The organism is Paenibacillus sp. S28, assembly GCF_016624415.1.
GTDB lineage: Bacteria > Bacillota > Bacilli > Paenibacillales > Paenibacillaceae > Paenibacillus_AQ > Paenibacillus_AQ favisporus.
Genome location: NZ_JACVTM010000007.1, coordinates 204,366 through 219,873 on the forward strand (window position 1 = coordinate 204,366; position 15,508 = coordinate 219,873).

General features: G+C 46.7%; 14 protein-coding genes. 5 read left to right on the plus strand and 9 right to left on the minus strand.

All coding sequences use genetic code 11. From position 1 onward, the window contains the following. Positions 1 to 191 precede the first annotated feature (191 nt). On the minus strand, positions 192 to 1,451 hold the full coding sequence (locus tag IAE55_RS18645) for an FAD-binding protein (protein ID WP_200633508.1): 1,260 nt from the start codon (positions 1,449 to 1,451) through the stop codon (positions 192 to 194). A 351-nt stretch (positions 1,452 to 1,802) separates the two neighbouring features. Here IAE55_RS18645 and IAE55_RS18650 point away from each other — a divergent pair, with 351 nt between their 5' ends. Continuing rightward, a complete protein-coding gene (locus tag IAE55_RS18650; protein WP_200633509.1) occupies positions 1,803 to 2,036 on the plus strand; it encodes a hypothetical protein in 234 nt (77 codons plus the stop codon). 125 nt (positions 2,037 to 2,161) lie between these two features. Here the strand turns inward: IAE55_RS18650 and IAE55_RS18655 are convergent, their stop codons facing one another. From IAE55_RS18655 to IAE55_RS18680, 6 genes are all read right to left on the minus strand, one after another. Beyond that, positions 2,162 to 2,641: an NUDIX hydrolase gene (locus IAE55_RS18655; RefSeq protein ID WP_234489669.1), complete on the minus strand. Its 480-nt coding sequence runs from the start codon at positions 2,639 to 2,641 to the stop codon at positions 2,162 to 2,164. A 249-nt stretch (positions 2,642 to 2,890) separates the two neighbouring features. Continuing rightward, positions 2,891 to 3,454 carry an NAD(P)H-dependent oxidoreductase gene (locus tag IAE55_RS18660; RefSeq protein WP_145163699.1) on the minus strand — a complete coding sequence of 188 codons (564 nt, stop codon included), beginning with the start codon at positions 3,452 to 3,454 and terminating at the stop codon, positions 2,891 to 2,893. A gap of 41 nt (positions 3,455 to 3,495) precedes the next feature. Then, positions 3,496 to 5,301 (minus strand): DHA2 family efflux MFS transporter permease subunit, encoded by a 1,806-nt coding sequence (locus tag IAE55_RS18665; protein WP_200633510.1) that lies wholly within the window; start codon positions 5,299 to 5,301, stop codon positions 3,496 to 3,498. A gap of 3 nt (positions 5,302 to 5,304) precedes the next feature. After that, positions 5,305 to 5,748 (minus strand): MarR family winged helix-turn-helix transcriptional regulator, encoded by a 444-nt coding sequence (locus tag IAE55_RS18670; protein WP_116230231.1) that lies wholly within the window; start codon positions 5,746 to 5,748, stop codon positions 5,305 to 5,307. Between the two features lie 744 nt (positions 5,749 to 6,492). After that, positions 6,493 to 6,942: a nuclear transport factor 2 family protein gene (locus tag IAE55_RS18675; protein ID WP_200633511.1), complete on the minus strand. Its 450-nt coding sequence runs from the start codon at positions 6,940 to 6,942 to the stop codon at positions 6,493 to 6,495. 253 nt (positions 6,943 to 7,195) lie between these two features. Further along, complete coding sequence (locus IAE55_RS18680; protein WP_442793337.1) at positions 7,196 to 8,230, minus strand: aminoglycoside phosphotransferase family protein; 1,035 nt, start codon at positions 8,228 to 8,230, stop codon at positions 7,196 to 7,198. A 194-nt stretch (positions 8,231 to 8,424) separates the two neighbouring features. Here IAE55_RS18680 and IAE55_RS18685 point away from each other — a divergent pair, with 194 nt between their 5' ends. After that, positions 8,425 to 9,351 (plus strand): DUF2268 domain-containing protein, encoded by a 927-nt coding sequence (locus IAE55_RS18685; RefSeq protein ID WP_200633512.1) that lies wholly within the window; start codon positions 8,425 to 8,427, stop codon positions 9,349 to 9,351. Continuing rightward, positions 9,326 to 10,093, plus strand: coding sequence for a MerR family transcriptional regulator (locus IAE55_RS18690; protein WP_200633513.1), 768 nt, complete (start codon positions 9,326 to 9,328; stop codon positions 10,091 to 10,093). The genes IAE55_RS18685 and IAE55_RS18690 overlap by 26 nt, the downstream gene beginning before the upstream one ends. Before the next feature lie 172 nt (positions 10,094 to 10,265). Here IAE55_RS18690 and IAE55_RS18695 read toward each other — a convergent pair whose 3' ends face one another. Continuing rightward, a complete protein-coding gene (locus tag IAE55_RS18695) occupies positions 10,266 to 11,117 on the minus strand; it encodes an AraC family transcriptional regulator (protein WP_200633514.1) in 852 nt (283 codons plus the stop codon). A 250-nt stretch (positions 11,118 to 11,367) separates the two neighbouring features. On the opposite strand from IAE55_RS18695, the gene IAE55_RS18700 reads away from it, so the two are divergent. Then, a complete protein-coding gene (locus IAE55_RS18700) occupies positions 11,368 to 13,626 on the plus strand; it encodes a beta-L-arabinofuranosidase domain-containing protein (protein WP_200633515.1) in 2,259 nt (752 codons plus the stop codon). A gap of 180 nt (positions 13,627 to 13,806) precedes the next feature. Here the strand turns inward: IAE55_RS18700 and IAE55_RS18705 are convergent, their stop codons facing one another. Then, positions 13,807 to 14,898, minus strand: coding sequence for a hypothetical protein (locus IAE55_RS18705; RefSeq protein WP_200633516.1), 1,092 nt, complete (start codon positions 14,896 to 14,898; stop codon positions 13,807 to 13,809). Between the two features lie 233 nt (positions 14,899 to 15,131). Between IAE55_RS18705 and IAE55_RS18710 the strand changes: the two genes are divergently transcribed. Further along, the gene (locus IAE55_RS18710; protein WP_200633517.1) at positions 15,132 to 15,491 is read left to right on the plus strand and encodes a DUF6220 domain-containing protein; all 360 of its coding nucleotides are present in this window, start codon (positions 15,132 to 15,134) and stop codon (positions 15,489 to 15,491) included. Positions 15,492 to 15,508: the final 17 nt, after the last annotated feature.

Below are 15,508 nucleotides of genomic sequence, written 5' to 3' on the forward strand. Positions count from 1 at the left end.
TACTCAATTTCTTCGGGATTGCTATAGAGTTAGCGAATTGATTAATGGTGAAACCTATATTGCATGGGTTGTAATCGGCGTTTAACCTAAGGAACATATATCGTTAAACAAAAAAGCCGCTACCAGGCGGCTATGAAGCGAATATATTCTTGTCACTATACAATAAAAGGGTAATTCATACTAACTTTACATCAATGTATTATGTAATGATCCAGGAACGAATTCCGAAACTTCCCGGTTGGATCGTATCGAAGCAGCAACTGACGGAATTCCGCTAATCGCTCATACCGCGCTTGTAATCTTTCCGGCTCCATCGTAAACAGCTTCGCCCAATGCGGGCGTACTCCAAACGGTTCCAGTTCATGTTCGATAAGCGGAAGTAACTCGCGCACACGCTCCCATTCCGGCTTCCATGTAAAATGCAAACCGACGCTATCTTGATGGTAGCATGGGCTCATCCAGAATGTGTCCGAAGCAATTGTGCGTATCTCGGAAATGAAGAGCAGAGGCGCAATTCGATCTCGCAGTTTACCTAGCGCATGTATCGCTTCAAGTGCATGCCGCCTCGGAATGAAATATTCACTTTGCAGTTCGTTGCCCGCGCTGGGGGTAAAATCCATGCGGAAATGAGGCAACCGTTCGTACCATGGTCCCGGAGCGCCTAATTGCTCGCTACAGTTTACGACAGATTGACCAGAAACCATATGCCGTTTTTCCGGAGCGGGTAAAGCCCCGAAAAAATGGGATGGTGCCTCATCCTCCCCGTTTGTTCCCAGCTTTCGTTTTACCCACACTTGATTGAATATGGGCTCTGCCCAATTCGTAAACAAGCTGACACTGTATGCGGCAGATAAAATATCTTCGATGTCGCTATCCAGTGCAGAAAAAGGAAGACGTTCATATACGGTCTGACTTACCTGAAACGAGGGGACTAAATCCAGTGTGAGCTTAGTGACGACTCCCAGTCCGCCAAGTCCGACGACCGCCCCATCAAACTCGGGGTCAACCCCGCGCGTGAGTACCGTAACTTCTCCATCCGACTTCAATAGCTCAATAGCACTTACAGAAGACGCCAGGCTTGCATTATGGACGCCCGAGCCGTGGGTAGCTGTCGCCACGGCGCCAGCCACGCTAATGTGCGGAAGCGACGCTAAATTATGCAACGCGCAGCCATGATCATTTAAATAGCGGCACAGATCGCCATACCGAATGCCACCTTCGACTGTTACGATGTTGTGTTCTCTGTCGAGATCGATGACCCGATTCATCTTTCGAAGCGAGAGATGGCTGCCATCGGTGTCGGCAATCCCGTTAAAAGAGTGACGCGAGCCAAGCACGCGTATGCTTCTGCGGTTAACTACCAGATCCTTAACCTCTTCAATATTTTTAGGCTCAAGCAGCTCCAACGAGCTGTAGCGATAGTTCCCGGCCCAGTTCAACTGATCTCCCATACGACTCTCCTATTTAACATGCTAATTTTTGTCTGAATCAACTTGATTATTGAGGTATTCGGCATAGCGTTCCACAATCCTGCCCAGTGGCTTAATTAACCTTAAAATGTAGTAGTCATGTTTAAGCTCGAACCATGTACTTGTTCTGTCGCGTTATTATACGATAGGCAATTCCAGCGTCCTGCTTCTTAGTTTGAATCCTTTTGCATCATAGAATCCGATCACATCTTCATTGAATTCCGCTACACGCAATTCGATACTGCAAAACTGCTGCTATTTTGCGAGTTCTTTCATAATAGTCGATAAACTTGCTTCCGATATTCTTAACCGTGCGTTCGAGGGAGCTGATGCGTGTTCTGGCTCGTGCAGGCAGCAGACAAGAATGCGGAGAGCGTCTATGACGCCTACGTTCGGTTCAGTATCCCGGCTGCCGACGCGCTCGTCCGTTATAGCATGGTGGACATGGACATAGCCGGTGCAGACGGGATCTTCAACGCACTCCAACGTACGCCGGAAAACACCTCGCCCACCAGCTTCCGCCATTGGGCCGAAACGGTTCTAAAGCCGGCTTTTGACGCTATTTGATGAATGGATCCTGAGAAACACAAACCGTAACAGCTGCGGACGATAAAATCTGCCCGCGACTGCTGCTGGTTCCTCCAGTTCCCTTAATAATGTAATTTTTGGTAAATATGTACTGCGTGTTAAACTTAGATTCTATAATCAAATGAACCACCAGCAACTGCAATAGTCCCAGTACGTACCCATTTAATTGCCTGCAATACCAAAGGCGATGAATTGTTACCATTGACTTCATCAAAGTCCAGCCAAATAGCCCCTTCTGAATCTTGTCCTTCAAACGATTCAATGGCATTAGTGATCTCTTCTGAATCAACATCAACTTCATATAGAATGGCAATATGATGTAAATTTTCTATTGTATGATCTTGTACGGTCCACATCACAGAAAAATCACAAACCCCAATATTTTTAAGCTTTCGAACTGTGTATCCCGTTTCTTCTCGGAGTTCTCTTATGATCCCTTGCTCTAAAGACTCCATCTTCTCTAATCGACCACCAGGTAGATCATATTTCCCTGTGTAAGGACCTAAAACTTTTCGAATAACTAATATACAGTTATCAGCTGTACAAATTTCCATAGACCCCCATATGCCGATGAAAATTGTCATTGATATCAGTCACCCTACCATTCCCCCAAGCTAACTGTATTTATGCTTGCCATTTTATTTTCGGCCTAACATTGTTCATTGTCGAGGATTAATGTTTATCTGAGCCGTAGAATACAAGTATGGATAGATTATCCGAACAGCACGATCCTGTTCAATCAAAAAGAAGAGCGCCGTCCATAACAATGGGACTGCGCTCTTGTTGATATAAGTCCGCTGAGGATGTCCTCAACGGTACTTGCATTAGGTCACTTAAGGGTTGCTCAGCAATTTCTTGCCTGCCGCAATGGTGTTTGCTGTTTTGGCCACACGCTTTCCTAGGGCTTCTCCCAGCCCGAGACCCTTCGTAAATAACGATTGGATCAGGTCATCGCGGGTATCCTCGACAGGGGATGTCACTCCGACCCCATAATAACTGCCGTACAGTGCATTCTCCGGAATATTAGCCGGCAAGCCGACAACCATCATGCCTTGATGCAGCATCGGTGTAACCAGGTTTAGCAAGGTCGCCTCGATCCCGCCATGAATGGTTGCCGTCGTACAAAATACTGCGCCGATTTTATCAACCAACGTCCCGTTTGCCCACAAATACCCGAGCTTATCGATCCACTCCTTTAAGCCGGAGCTAATCGTGCCGAAGTGTCCGGGGCATCCCCAAATTATCGCATCCATATCGGCAAGATCTTTGACGTTTGCCTTACTCACGTGATTGATGAACACCTCCGTGCCTTCCACACTTTGAGCGCCTTTGGCAATGGAACGGGCCAGCTGTTCTGTATGCCCCGCTTCACTATCATACACAATATAGATTTTCATCGATTGATCTCCTCTCTTGATCGCTGTTCAAACGCGCTTCTTTATTTGTTTTCCTTTAGGAGCCCGTTCAATTTCTTGAGCGTTTCCCGGTAAGCTTGGTCGGGGGACATTTCTTCATTCGGTTCCGCTACCGCTTCCTGGTTAGTGGCATCCTTCAGTTTCAGCAGCGCCTTCCGGTATTCTTTATCGGTGAATTGCCCTTCGTCTTTCTCAGGCTGAGACGGGGTTAAAAACCCTCGAATGGCATTTCGGAATTCGCTATCCTTATTTTGCATGTCCGAGTGAGCCGCTACCTCCGCGAGTGCCGGTTGGTCTACCGGTTGGGCTACAGCTGCAGCTGGCGCCGGTTGAGCCGCCAACTCACTCGCCTCGGGCGCTTTAACCGGTACCTGCAACGTATCCTCTTGCGGCTTCACCTTGCGGATGAAGAACGCCAGAACAAGCGCAGCGACAGTCAGCCAGGTGGCCACGACGAAGGACTGGTTGATGCCGTAAATGGTCGCCTGCTGCGTAACCTCGGCCATCTTGGCCGCGTCTTTCGGGTTGATATGGCCTGCGATGACGAGCTCTTTCCCGTGCGAGGCCGCTCTGTTCGTCATGACCGTGACGAGCAAGGCGGTTCCGAGCGCGCCTGATACGTTCCGGAGCGTCTGGGACATCGCCGAGCCGTGCGCGTTCAGGCGGCGCGGCAGCTGATTGAGGCCTGCTGTCTGGATCGGCATCATCAGCATGGACATCCCGAACATCCGCGCCGTATAAATGAGCATCATATGGTTGTATGATGAATCGGCTTCCAGATGGCTGAACTCGTACGTCGTGATGGTTGTGATGATAAGACCGGCGACAGCCAGCCAGCGCGCGCCGATTTTGTCGAACACCATGCCCGTGATCGGGGACATGATACCCATCAGAATGGCCCCCGGCAGCAGCAGGAGACCGGAATCAAGCGGCGAAAAGTGGCGGATGTTCTGTAAGAAGATTGGCAGCAGGATCATGCCGGAAAACATCGCCATAGTGATGATGGCGTTAATCAGGGACGTGAGCGAGAACATGGAATATTTGAACACGCGCATTTCGAGCAGCGGATTCTTCACCATGATCGAGCGCACAATGAACAGAATGAGCGCGACCGCGCCGACAGCCAGGCAGATGATAACTTCCTCCGAGTCCCAGCCTTTCGTACCGGCTTCACTGAAGCCGTACAGCAGTCCGCCGAAGCCGAGTGTCGACAGGATCACACTCAGGACGTCGAGCTTCGGACGGGACGTCTTGATGACGTCCTTCATCGAGAAGGCGCCGAAAATCACGGCGATGATCGCAAGCGGCAGCACGATGTAGAACAGCACGTGCCAGTCATAATTCTCGACGATCCAGCCGGAGAGTGTTGGTCCGATGGCCGGCGCGAAAATCATTGCGACCCCCATCAGGCCCATTGCTTTACCGCGTTCCTCGACCGGGAAGATGGTCAGCGTAACGACCGTCATAAGCGGCATTAGAATGCCGGCACCGCAAGCCTGCACGAGACGGCCGGCCAGCAGCCAGCTGAAATCGCCGGATAACGCACAGACAACCGTGCCCAGTGCAAACATGGATGAGGCCACCAGAAACAATTTCCGGGTTGTAAACCGGTTAATCAGGAAGGCACTGACGGGCACGAGTACGCCGTTCACCAGCATATAACCGTTAGACAGCCACTGGATCGTGCTTTCCGTTACATTGAGATCCGCCATCATTTTCGGTAGCGCGACGTTAAGCACCGTTTGGCTTAACAGCGCCACAAACGCGGCGATGAGCAAGGAGGCCATGATCGGCCCCTTGCGCAAGTGATTGGATACCATAGTGGTCATGGCTTAAGCTTCTTCCTCTCTATAATTTCTTAAAAGATGCAGTACTTTTTGCTGGATGCGGTCAAGCTCCCGCTGGTCTTCCTCAGGCAGCTCGAGCAGGGACCGCATCATGTGCAAGCGGGTGGCTTCCGTCTCGCGCCAGAGCGCCATCCCTTTCTCGGAAAGGGTCAGCGTCATCGCTCGCCTGTCGGTTTCAGTCCTCTCCCGGTCCACGAGACCGGCCTTGACCATCCGATCGACGATGCCGCTGGTCGTGCTGTTGCCGAGTTTCACCTTTTCGGCAAGGTCCGAAAGGCGGATCTCGGGGTGCTCCCGCAGCACCCTCAGCACGATCAGCTGCAGCGCAGTGAGTTTATGCTTGCTCGCCGCTTTGGTCATCAGCTGGAAGAACGCCTGATGGACCTCACGGTAGCTTTGGAATATTTCCAGGATCCGTTGTTCTTGCAACGTTAAGCTCCCTTCGCAAATATTTCGCATGCGAACTATTATCTAACCATTCAATCGATATGTCAATAAGTTCATAGTAGTAAATGTAGTCACGAACGTTCTGTTCAACAAGGAGCGCCATTGTACAGGTTACACCTTCGGGATAGGACAAATCAGACTTTAATGGGGTATCAATCGATATGATAAGGGCTTAATCAACGGGAGTAATGAACCCTTAGGATGACACGTTCAAGTAAGGCTCTACATGGTTTTATGGTTATAAAAAAAACCGCAGCTACGCGGCTACCCAGCGAGTACGTTCTTGTCGTCTAACATTATTATACAGGCACTTCCACCTCTCCATTCATCCTAATATTTCCCTTAACGGAATTAATATCTCTAATCTGCCAAAAAATAAAACACCAATGATCATTATAATGTGAGCATTTTCATCAGGAAAATCTATGCAAAAAGGTTACTGCATACTCTTGAGAAATTTCAAAATGATCCCATGTAACCTGACACTATAATGTGCCTGGGTATCGCTCCATCGACATGGATAAAAAGGACTAAATCTAATCGTGCCTGCAGCATTCTTGGGCAAAACCAAAGCACCCGTTAGTTTGACTGCTGTTCAATCAGCATGTCAACTCCCATTCACCAGCAATCAGAACCATCCTGCCCTTTTATTAACAAAAAAAGCAGCCTAAGATTTGCCGGCTGCTGTTGTGCTGTATCGTCTGTTGTCCTCCGTTAGCTTAAAGCTTATTTATTAATTTCTGAATGGCCAAGTGCTGCGTTAATTAAAGAAGTATCAAAATAATAAGGAAATGCTTCTACGACTAAATCGTCCTTAATTTTTAAGATTTGAGCGAAAGGTAATTGAACTTCTTTCTCAGATTGTCTAGCCTTTGCCACTAAAGTCCCCCCCATAAAAAGGGTGTCACCATCTAATGTAGCAACCATGTTTTCAACGTTCATGGAACTCCAAGTATTATGCATCGTATTAAAGAGTTTTCCAAGTTCTTCATAACCACACCAATCGCCCGGATAAGGCAGGGATGCAGGCTCATGAACAACGATATCGGGGTGAAAGGCAGATCTTATAGAGCTAAAGTCATTTCCATCCGAGCGCATAAATTCCATTTCGGCTGAAAACATTCGATCCAATATTTCCATTGCCTTTGTGCTGTTATCACTCCATGTATTATCCATTCATATTATCCTCCGTTCATATTAACCTCCGCTTCATCTCGATTATAGAACAAAGGATCTTTCGATTTGTTGCTGTGATATCCTCGCCTAATTGAAAAAGGTGCAGCAAATAGAAGCTAACTTTTCACAAAATAACAAATGTTACGATCGCCGCCATATCCGTCTTCGGCAGTGAATTTGGCGGGTTATAGAGGTTATGTCCCCTTTATGTATCTGATCATATAGACGGTCATTCTCCCGCTTTGTTGCGAGACTATTGTTCGTTTTTGATCTCAAAGATTTTTTGCAGAGTACGGATGTGCAGCGTACTTTCATTATCTGTTTCCTGGAGTTTGTCTCCCGATCCTGCGTTCATAAACCACTCTACCAGCCTATAACCGAACAAAAGGAGAATCATCTCATAAACGCAGTTATCCGATATGTGCGAAACATCCACTTGTTCCGAAAAGCCCTTGTAATACGCCGGGATACATCTATGGTAGTATTCAACCATGTGTTCAATATCGGCTTCATCCGCGATAAGGCTTGCCATATCTTCACCTAAATAGCCCCAACCCGTGGTATCCCAGTCGATGAGTATAATGTTACCGTCTGAATCAATGATGTTTGTCACCCAAAAATCCCTATGGCACAGCACGATGGGCAGCTTTTCAATACGGCTGAAAATTTCGTCCGCGCTTTCATCTATGTCGATGAGCATTTTACGTAGATGTTTCGGAATACCGCAATCGTCGGAACGGATATAATCATACACTCGATTCCATAACCGGTAATGAAGATAGATATCCTTCATATACTCCGCTCTGCTCAGATTGGTCATATTTTGTAAAAAAGCTGGCTCTTCGGCATATAACTTGCCCTGGAACCGTCCTAATTCCTCGGCTGCGCGTTCATACATATCGCCGGTGAGGTCCAAACCCGATATGCCGTCGGTATATTCCATCCATATCTGTGTTTCGTTCTCTTCTTCGTTCATTTCGACGTGATAACATTCTGGCCAACGGAATGATTCAGAAAACAAGGCGCCGAAATTGGACTTATAAAAATCATATTCTCTGCGCCATGAATCGGGATCCCTGTAACGTTCCCATTTCTTCTGCGTTTTTACAACGATGTTATAGGTGATTTCCCTGCCATCTGTGGTTTGGGCAATGCCCGTTACAAGCTGTACATTACCTACTGTACCGCCATGTAAAGGTTTGGTCTGGATATCGGTACAGATAGTTTCAGTACCAAGCATTTGGCTTAAAACCTGCGTCAGCGTTTCGGCTTTGATTTCGCTCATCATGAAGTCCTCCAATCGTTTTAACATGGTAACACTTTGTCGTACTTCAAGTTTAGGTTGTCATGCTGTACAAATGAAGGGAAAAAGTAATTTTAAAAAAACTTCCCCTGAATGGTTTATTTTTGATCCGATGTACTTGACTATGACGTAAGGTCATAGTGCATAATTCTCACTATCAATTACCTGAGGTGAGAGAAATGAATATAAAAACGCTGCGCTCAGATCGTATTTATCAAAAAGTTGCCCAGGCTTTACCTGAGGACAAACTCGAATTATTCAGAAACGAAATGATGGCTCCCTTTATGAAACAATGGCAAATTCAACAGATCCCTTTTAGAGCTGAAGAAGCGAATGGGTTTGACGTTATTACGTTTAATAGCATGATGCATCGATCCCCTGATCAGATTACCCCTCAGATATCGGCAGAGATCGAGCAGATTTCGTCCGAATCCTTTTGGTTAGAGTGTGAGCATGCTGTAAAGAAAAGCCTGGATCTATTTGCAGAGCATGGAATTCACCTCCCTGTATCCGAATATTTGTTTACCCTGCAGTTAGGAAATCCGGAAAGCCGTGCTCTAACAATAAACGAAGGATATAGCGGCTTTGGGGGCATTCCGGGGTTTATCTGGGGTACGCTCTTGCCAAATGATTACACCATTCCTCGCATGAAGGTTGCGCTGGCACACGAATGCAATCATAATGTGCGTTATCAATTTATCCAGTGGGATCACACCGTTAATTTAGGCGAGCTCATTGTCAGTGAAGGATTAGCTGAAAACTATGCTGCGTTCATGTTTGGCGAAGAATGGCTCGGCCCTTGGGTAACGAAAACAAACGCAGACACACTTAACAGGCACATTAAGCCTGTGATTAGCGAGCAATTGCACGTAACAGGGTTTGATCAAATCGCCCCGTATCTTTACGGCGACGAGATCGCCAAACTTCAAAACTTTAAACCGGTCAATATGCCTTATAGCGCCGGGTACGCTTGCGGATATTATTTAATCCAATATTATTTAAGGAAAACAGGAAAAACGATCTTTGAGGCAACCATAACGCCCGCTGCTCAAATACTAGATGAAGTCGAAGGATTTTGGGATGAAGAAACCATTATTAACGGTTAATGATATTGTTCAGATTACAGGCATTACAGCTCGGACCCTGCATTATTACGATAGAATTCATTTGTTTAAACCGACACATCTTACGGAAAAAGGGTACCGACTATACGATCGAAGCAGTTTGGAAAAACTACAAACGATTTTGTTCTTAAAGGAATTGGATTTTTCCTTGAAAGAAATTGCCGACATTTTAAAGTTGACTAAGCAAGAACAGAAACAAATATTAAAGAAGCAAGGACAAACCTTATTATCGAAAAAGCAAAGACTGGAAACCATCATGGCGGCTCTCGAAGAATATGTGTCGGGAAATGATATTAGCCATTTGGAAATCTTCAACAATACTTCCGCTCTGCCATTAAGAGAGCAATATGCAAATGAGGCAAGATTCATTTATGGTGAGACAGAGGCGTATCAAGCGTATAATGAAACGTTGGAAGCATGTTCACCCGAAGAAAAAGAGGAACGTTTTTCAGCCATGGAGGAAATATTCAAACAAATGGCGACTTTTATCCATCAGGATCCTTCCTCCGAAGAAGTGCAGCAATTAATCGAGGAGTGGAAAAAAATTTTAATGCAATTCATGCCTTGTGATGCAGAGTTACTGGCTTGCATTGCCAATACTTATAAATTCGATACACGATTCACAAGCTACTTTAATCAATATAGTACTGAAGATTTAGAAGATTTTCTTTACCGTGCAATCATGTACCATATCAATCGGTTGAGCGACTCTCGAATGTCCTAATGATCGAAAGACGGTACTTGACACGGAGGATGCTGAAACAGACAAGTAAATAAGTCCATTACGGAAACCGCAGGATGCATGACATCAATGTCATATCTTGCGGTTTCTTTTATAAAATTCGCCTCTGCTGCTGATATAGAGTAAGCCATCAGGGCTCTGGATCGGATTTTTTCTACTTATAATAAAGCAAGCGGGTAGCGTAAGCATTACGGTATTCCGATGGGGTCAGACCTGTTTTTTTCTTGAATGCTTTCATGAACGAATGGCTGTTTGAAAATCCCAATTGGTTGGCGATTTCGGTAATCTTCCGATTCGTATCCGTTAGCAGAAACTTGGCCGCCTCCATCTTTTCCTGCATGATGTACTGCTTCAAGGAAATGCCTGCTATGGAAGAAAACAAGCCCGTCAAGTATTTGGCGTTATACCCGAAATGCTTGGCCAGATGTTCAACCTTCAAATTTTCTTCCTTGTACCACTTGATGTAATCCACAATGTCATTGTACAGCTGCTGCTTCTCTGGCTTGGCGGGTTGATTCTGAACGAAAAACATCTGATTGTAAATCTCACACAAGACACCTGTTGTCAAGTAATTGTTCAAGTTTGGTTCTCGGTAGCTCCTGACGGAATCCTGCAATTGCTTGAGCATGACGGTCAGTTTGTTGGGGCTGCGCAAGGTGCCATACTCTGGAATCGCGATGACCTCAGGATCACAGTCTTGCTCAAGTTCATCGGCAGTGATGCTTTCCGTTTCCCCGCGCGCCGAGAAATGCAGCCAGTAAAAACTGCAGTCCGACGCCTGATAGCCGTATTGATGCGATCGAGGCGGCATCAGCAGGAATTCCCCTTCTCTCAAGGCAAATTTCTTCGTATTGCATGAAATGTACAACGTTCCGCGAGTCTGGATAAACAACTCATACTCCCTTAAGATCCGGTTCATATGCTGCCACTCCGGAGACGGAGACATAAATTTCCCGGTCATCACCATTTTCACCGGGCCATCCACCCGGAAGCGAAAATAATTCATCGTCGGTCTCTCCCTTGCGATCAAACCTTTATACACTAAACGTATGAATAAGATACCAAACTTGGTGAGGTTTATCCATGATATTTTCAAGTAAATCTAAAAATCATGCTGAAGCAGATGTAAGCTTAAACTGCTGACATTTTGACACAAAAACCGACCTTCTATTATTTAACGAAAAGTGAGGAAAAGGTACACTTGATGTACTCTCCGCTGAAGGAGAAACTTGGTACAGAAAGGACCGATCGGGGAAATGAGATTACACGATTTTGGTTTGAATCAGGTCGTGCTGACTGGAGATTATCTTGTGAATGCCTTTACCAAAGAGGTCGCTTATTTACTAAGCTACGATCCAAATCGCCTGCTGGCCGGATTCCGTGAAGTTGCGGGACTGCCGTCCACAGCAGAGACTTACCCTGGCTGGGAAAAAACAGAGATTCGCGGCCATACCATGGGCCACTATCTGTCAGCATGCGCGCAAGCCTATGCCCAGAGCCGGAACGACAGGATCCTCGCTAATTTAGAGTATCTTGTATCCGAATTGGCCGGTTGCCAGTTGCACCACGGGTATTTGTCGGCATTCCCCGAAACGCTGTTCGATAACGTGGAAAATCGGATACCGGCTTGGGTGCCGTGGTACACGATGCACAAGATCATCGCCGGACTCATCGACGTTTATCAATCGACCCGAATACAAGCCGCTTATGACCTCGTCAATAAACTGGGCGATTGGGTAGCGGATCGGACTTTACGGTGGTCCAAAGAACTGCAATCAACCGTGCTGGCTGTGGAATACGGTGGGATGAACGATTGCCTGTACAACTTATATCAATTGACCGGGAATCCCCGACATGCGGAAGCCGCCCATCAATTTGACGAAATCAGCCTGTTCGAGCCCATTTGGGAAGGCAAAGATATATTGAAGGGCAAGCACGCCAATACAATGATCCCCAAATTTATAGGAGCCCTGAACCGATATTTAACACTGGGAGAAAGCGAAGTTTTTTATCGAGAGGCTGCCGAAAGATTCTGGGACATGGTCGTATACCACCACAGCTACATAACAGGAGGCAACAGCGAATCCGAGCATTTCGGAGAGCCTGATCTGCTCGATGCTAGACGGTCCGATATCACTTGCGAAACCTGCAATAGCTACAATATGTTAAAGCTGACGCGGGAATTATTCAAACTCACCCAAGATGTGAAATACGCTGATTTTTACGAGACAACATATATCAACGCTATCCTTTCCTCCCAAAACCCGGACACAGGTATGACGATGTATTTTCAGCCGATGGCGACTGGTTATTTCAAGGTGTACAGCTCCCCGTTTGAGCATTTCTGGTGCTGTACCGGCACTGGCATGGAGAGCTTCACCAAATTGAACGACAGCCTTTATTTTCACTCAGGTGAGCGGTTGTATGTCAATCAATTTATAAGCAGTACACTGGATTGGGCGGAGCAGCAGGTGAAGATCACGCAAAACTCTGACCTTCCATTCAGCGATACGGTTCAATTGTCTTTTGAGCTGACCGATACCTGCAAGAAGGAGCGACGTTTGTCCGTTCGTATTCGCATCCCTTATTGGACCGCAGGCGAACCAACCCTATCCCTGAACGGAGCAAACATTCAACCGGAAGTCAGGGATGGTTATGCAATCATTGATCGGTTATGGAAAGATGGCGACTCGTTACATATCCGCATCCCGATGAAAGCCAATTACTCCAGTTTGCCTGATGCACCAAATGTGGTGGGATTTCGTTATGGTCCGGTCGTTCTCAGTGCCGGATTGGGCCAAGATGATTGGGTTGAATCGAAAACAGGGGTTAACGTAAGTATCCCTACCCGGCGAATGCTCATAAAAGATTTCATCATCCCGCAAGGCATGAGCGTTCAGGAATGGTTTGCAGGCTTCGACCGGCATTTCATCCAAAAAGACGGCGAGCTTTCCTTTGTGCTCCGAAATACGGATGAAGACAATCGATTGGTCTTTACCCCACACTTCAAGCAGCATAGCGAGAGATACGGCATCTATTGGAGGTTCGTTGAAGCCGATTCGAACAGCCTGCACGAACACTTAGAGAAATCTCTGCAAGAACAGCTGATCAGGGAAGCCACGATCGACGGTATCCAGATTGGAAACGACCAATATGAGCTGCAGCATCAAGTCAAAGGCGAATGGACCCATGCCGGAACTTGGGAAGGCCTGAATGGGAGAAGAGCGGAACCAGGCGGTTGGTTCAGCTATGAATTAAAGGTAGACCCGGAAGCCAAGAACGGTCTCTCTGTTACTTTCAGCTATGGGTCCAGAGCCGGGAGCATCGAGATTTGGGTGGACGGAAAAATGCTTGCTACCGAATCAATTCCGTTGGAAAGAAAACGGGCTTTTTATGACAAAATGTTTGAAATCCCTGCCGAAATGACCGCAGGCAAAGCAGCGGTTGAGGTAAAGTTCTCCCCGATCCAGAATTTAAACGGCATCTATGGCATGCTACGGTCTGTGAAGCTGTGACATGCTTAATTTACCTGCTAATGCTTAACACCGAATGACCTGAAAAGCCTTCCTGTCGGGAGGCTTTTCATACATATCAGCAACATATGAAGAAGATCATCTCATTTAACAACTTCCTCCGGCAAATAAAAAAGCCATGAAATTCAAGGCGCTTGAATATCATGGCAGCTTAGAAATCATTTATCTTCTAGCGTTGAATCCGATAAAAGCTTTTGTGTTGAAATCGAACACGGCGGTCAGCGGCCCAAGCAGCTCGTCTTGGTCCGTGTTGTAAGTCACCGTCACCACGCTTCCGTTCGCAGCCTGGACGTCTTCAAGCAATTTCTTCTGCTCGGACGTAGTAGCTAATACACCAACCTCTTTAGAGGAGACAATTTGAACAGGTGCCTCGTCTTGCTTTGTCGTAATATGGGAAACTTGCGAACTCACCTGCGCCCAGGCCAAGTTGCGGTATTCCTGTGCTGTCTCCGGCGACATTTTTACTCCGCCTGCAACAGGTGCTTGAGCCTGCACAACTAGGAGGAATAGCGGGCTTTGTGGAGGAATGCTTTTCGTCATAAGCGGACCGTAGTAGGCTTTAACTTTCATACCTGCTTTCAGGTCCTCCCAATTCAAGGACTCCCCTTGAGATGTCATGACACGCGTTTCCTTACCCGCGTTTAATACCAAATTGTCGCCTAATTGAACCTGCCAGCCGTCATCCGTATGCTTCACAGCTTTGATGGTATCTTCTTTGACGACGCGATCTGCGTGAACTTTAACACTCACGGCCTGCGCTTGGCCCGGAAAGCTTGTCGCCATAGCTGGTCCGAATTCTGCATCGATTTGTGTGCCGGCTTTCAAATCGGCTGGGGTTAGCATTTTGCCGTCCAGACTTTTAATAACCGTCGATTTGTCCACAGTCAATATAACCCATGTGCTGCCGAGCAGCTCGATCCGGTACTTCCCGTCGTCATTCGCCTGTACGTTTACGATTACACCGGAAGCACGCATCAGGTCAACCGCTTCGCCGAGCTCAATTTCTTTGCTCGCTTCATCGTAATTTAATGTATATCCAAGCTTGGCCGCAGCATCACGAACTGGGATATACAGTTTACCATCAATAGAAACAGGCGTAAGCATGCTGTCTTGTCCATTAATAAGAACCTTTGTATCTTTTTGAAGGTAACCTGTAACCTTTTCAACTAAAGCGTCAGCTTCGACTGCGGCCGTTGTGCCGAGTACCCCTGCTAAAGTGAATAATACCGTTAGTTTAGTTCGTTTCTTGTTCATAAAAAAGCTCCTTCCGATCCTGAGATGGATGACGTCTACCTGCTAACAATCCATCAGACGGAAGCGGCTTCAAATAGGTTGCAGCAAAAGTTATTCATTCGTTTCGGATGTCACAAATCAGACCCTTACATCGTCATATGTACAAAACGTTAAGGGAGTTGGAGAATAAGATGCACGATTTGAAAGGAACTGGAACATTGAACGTTGATGCGATAAAAAAGGAGCCTTCCCGAGTGAAATATTGCAGATTGGCGTATTCCATCCTTGCGTTCGTATTTTTGATCTGTATCATTGTGCAAGTATTTCTGGCCGGAATGGCTTTGTTCGGGGATTCGGAACTTTGGAAATATCATCGGTTGTTCGTTCCCATGTTTGGATCGATCTCGCTCATCCTGTTCATCCTCGGCATCGTCGCCAAACTCAACCGGACAATGATCTGGGGGAGTCTTGGTCTGTTCGTCCTGATCAGTCTTCAATATATTACGGCTCTCCATATTGCAGGCGCGCTGCATCCCGTTCTGGCGCTCGCCTTGTTTTGGGGGGCTCTTGCCTTGGTTCGAGGTTCTTACCCATTTTTAATGAGGCGAAAATAAATTGAAGCCGCTTCACG

What these genes read in the sequence shown, in the direction of transcription:
- IAE55_RS18695 (WP_200633514.1), bottom strand. Translation starts at nt 11,117, where the DNA reads ATGAATTATTTTCGCTTCCGGGTGGATGGCCCGGTGAAAATGGTGATG.
- IAE55_RS18685 (WP_200633512.1), top strand. Translation starts at nt 8,425, where the DNA reads ATGAATATAAAAACGCTGCGCTCAGATCGTATTTATCAAAAAGTTGCC.
- IAE55_RS18690 (WP_200633513.1), top strand. Translation starts at nt 9,326, where the DNA reads ATGAAGAAACCATTATTAACGGTTAATGATATTGTTCAGATTACAGGC.
- IAE55_RS18660 (WP_145163699.1), bottom strand. Translation starts at nt 3,454, where the DNA reads ATGAAAATCTATATTGTGTATGATAGTGAAGCGGGGCATACAGAACAG.
- IAE55_RS18675 (WP_200633511.1), bottom strand. Translation starts at nt 6,942, where the DNA reads ATGGATAATACATGGAGTGATAACAGCACAAAGGCAATGGAAATATTG.
- IAE55_RS18665 (WP_200633510.1), bottom strand. Translation starts at nt 5,301, where the DNA reads ATGACCACTATGGTATCCAATCACTTGCGCAAGGGGCCGATCATGGCC.
- IAE55_RS18655 (WP_234489669.1), bottom strand. Translation starts at nt 2,641, where the DNA reads ATGACAATTTTCATCGGCATATGGGGGTCTATGGAAATTTGTACAGCT.
- IAE55_RS18700 (WP_200633515.1), top strand. Translation starts at nt 11,368, where the DNA reads ATGAGATTACACGATTTTGGTTTGAATCAGGTCGTGCTGACTGGAGAT.
- IAE55_RS18705 (WP_200633516.1), bottom strand. Translation starts at nt 14,898, where the DNA reads ATGAACAAGAAACGAACTAAACTAACGGTATTATTCACTTTAGCAGGG.
- IAE55_RS18645 (WP_200633508.1), bottom strand. Translation starts at nt 1,451, where the DNA reads ATGGGAGATCAGTTGAACTGGGCCGGGAACTATCGCTACAGCTCGTTG.
- IAE55_RS18680 (WP_442793337.1), bottom strand. Translation starts at nt 8,230, where the DNA reads ATGATGAGCGAAATCAAAGCCGAAACGCTGACGCAGGTTTTAAGCCAA.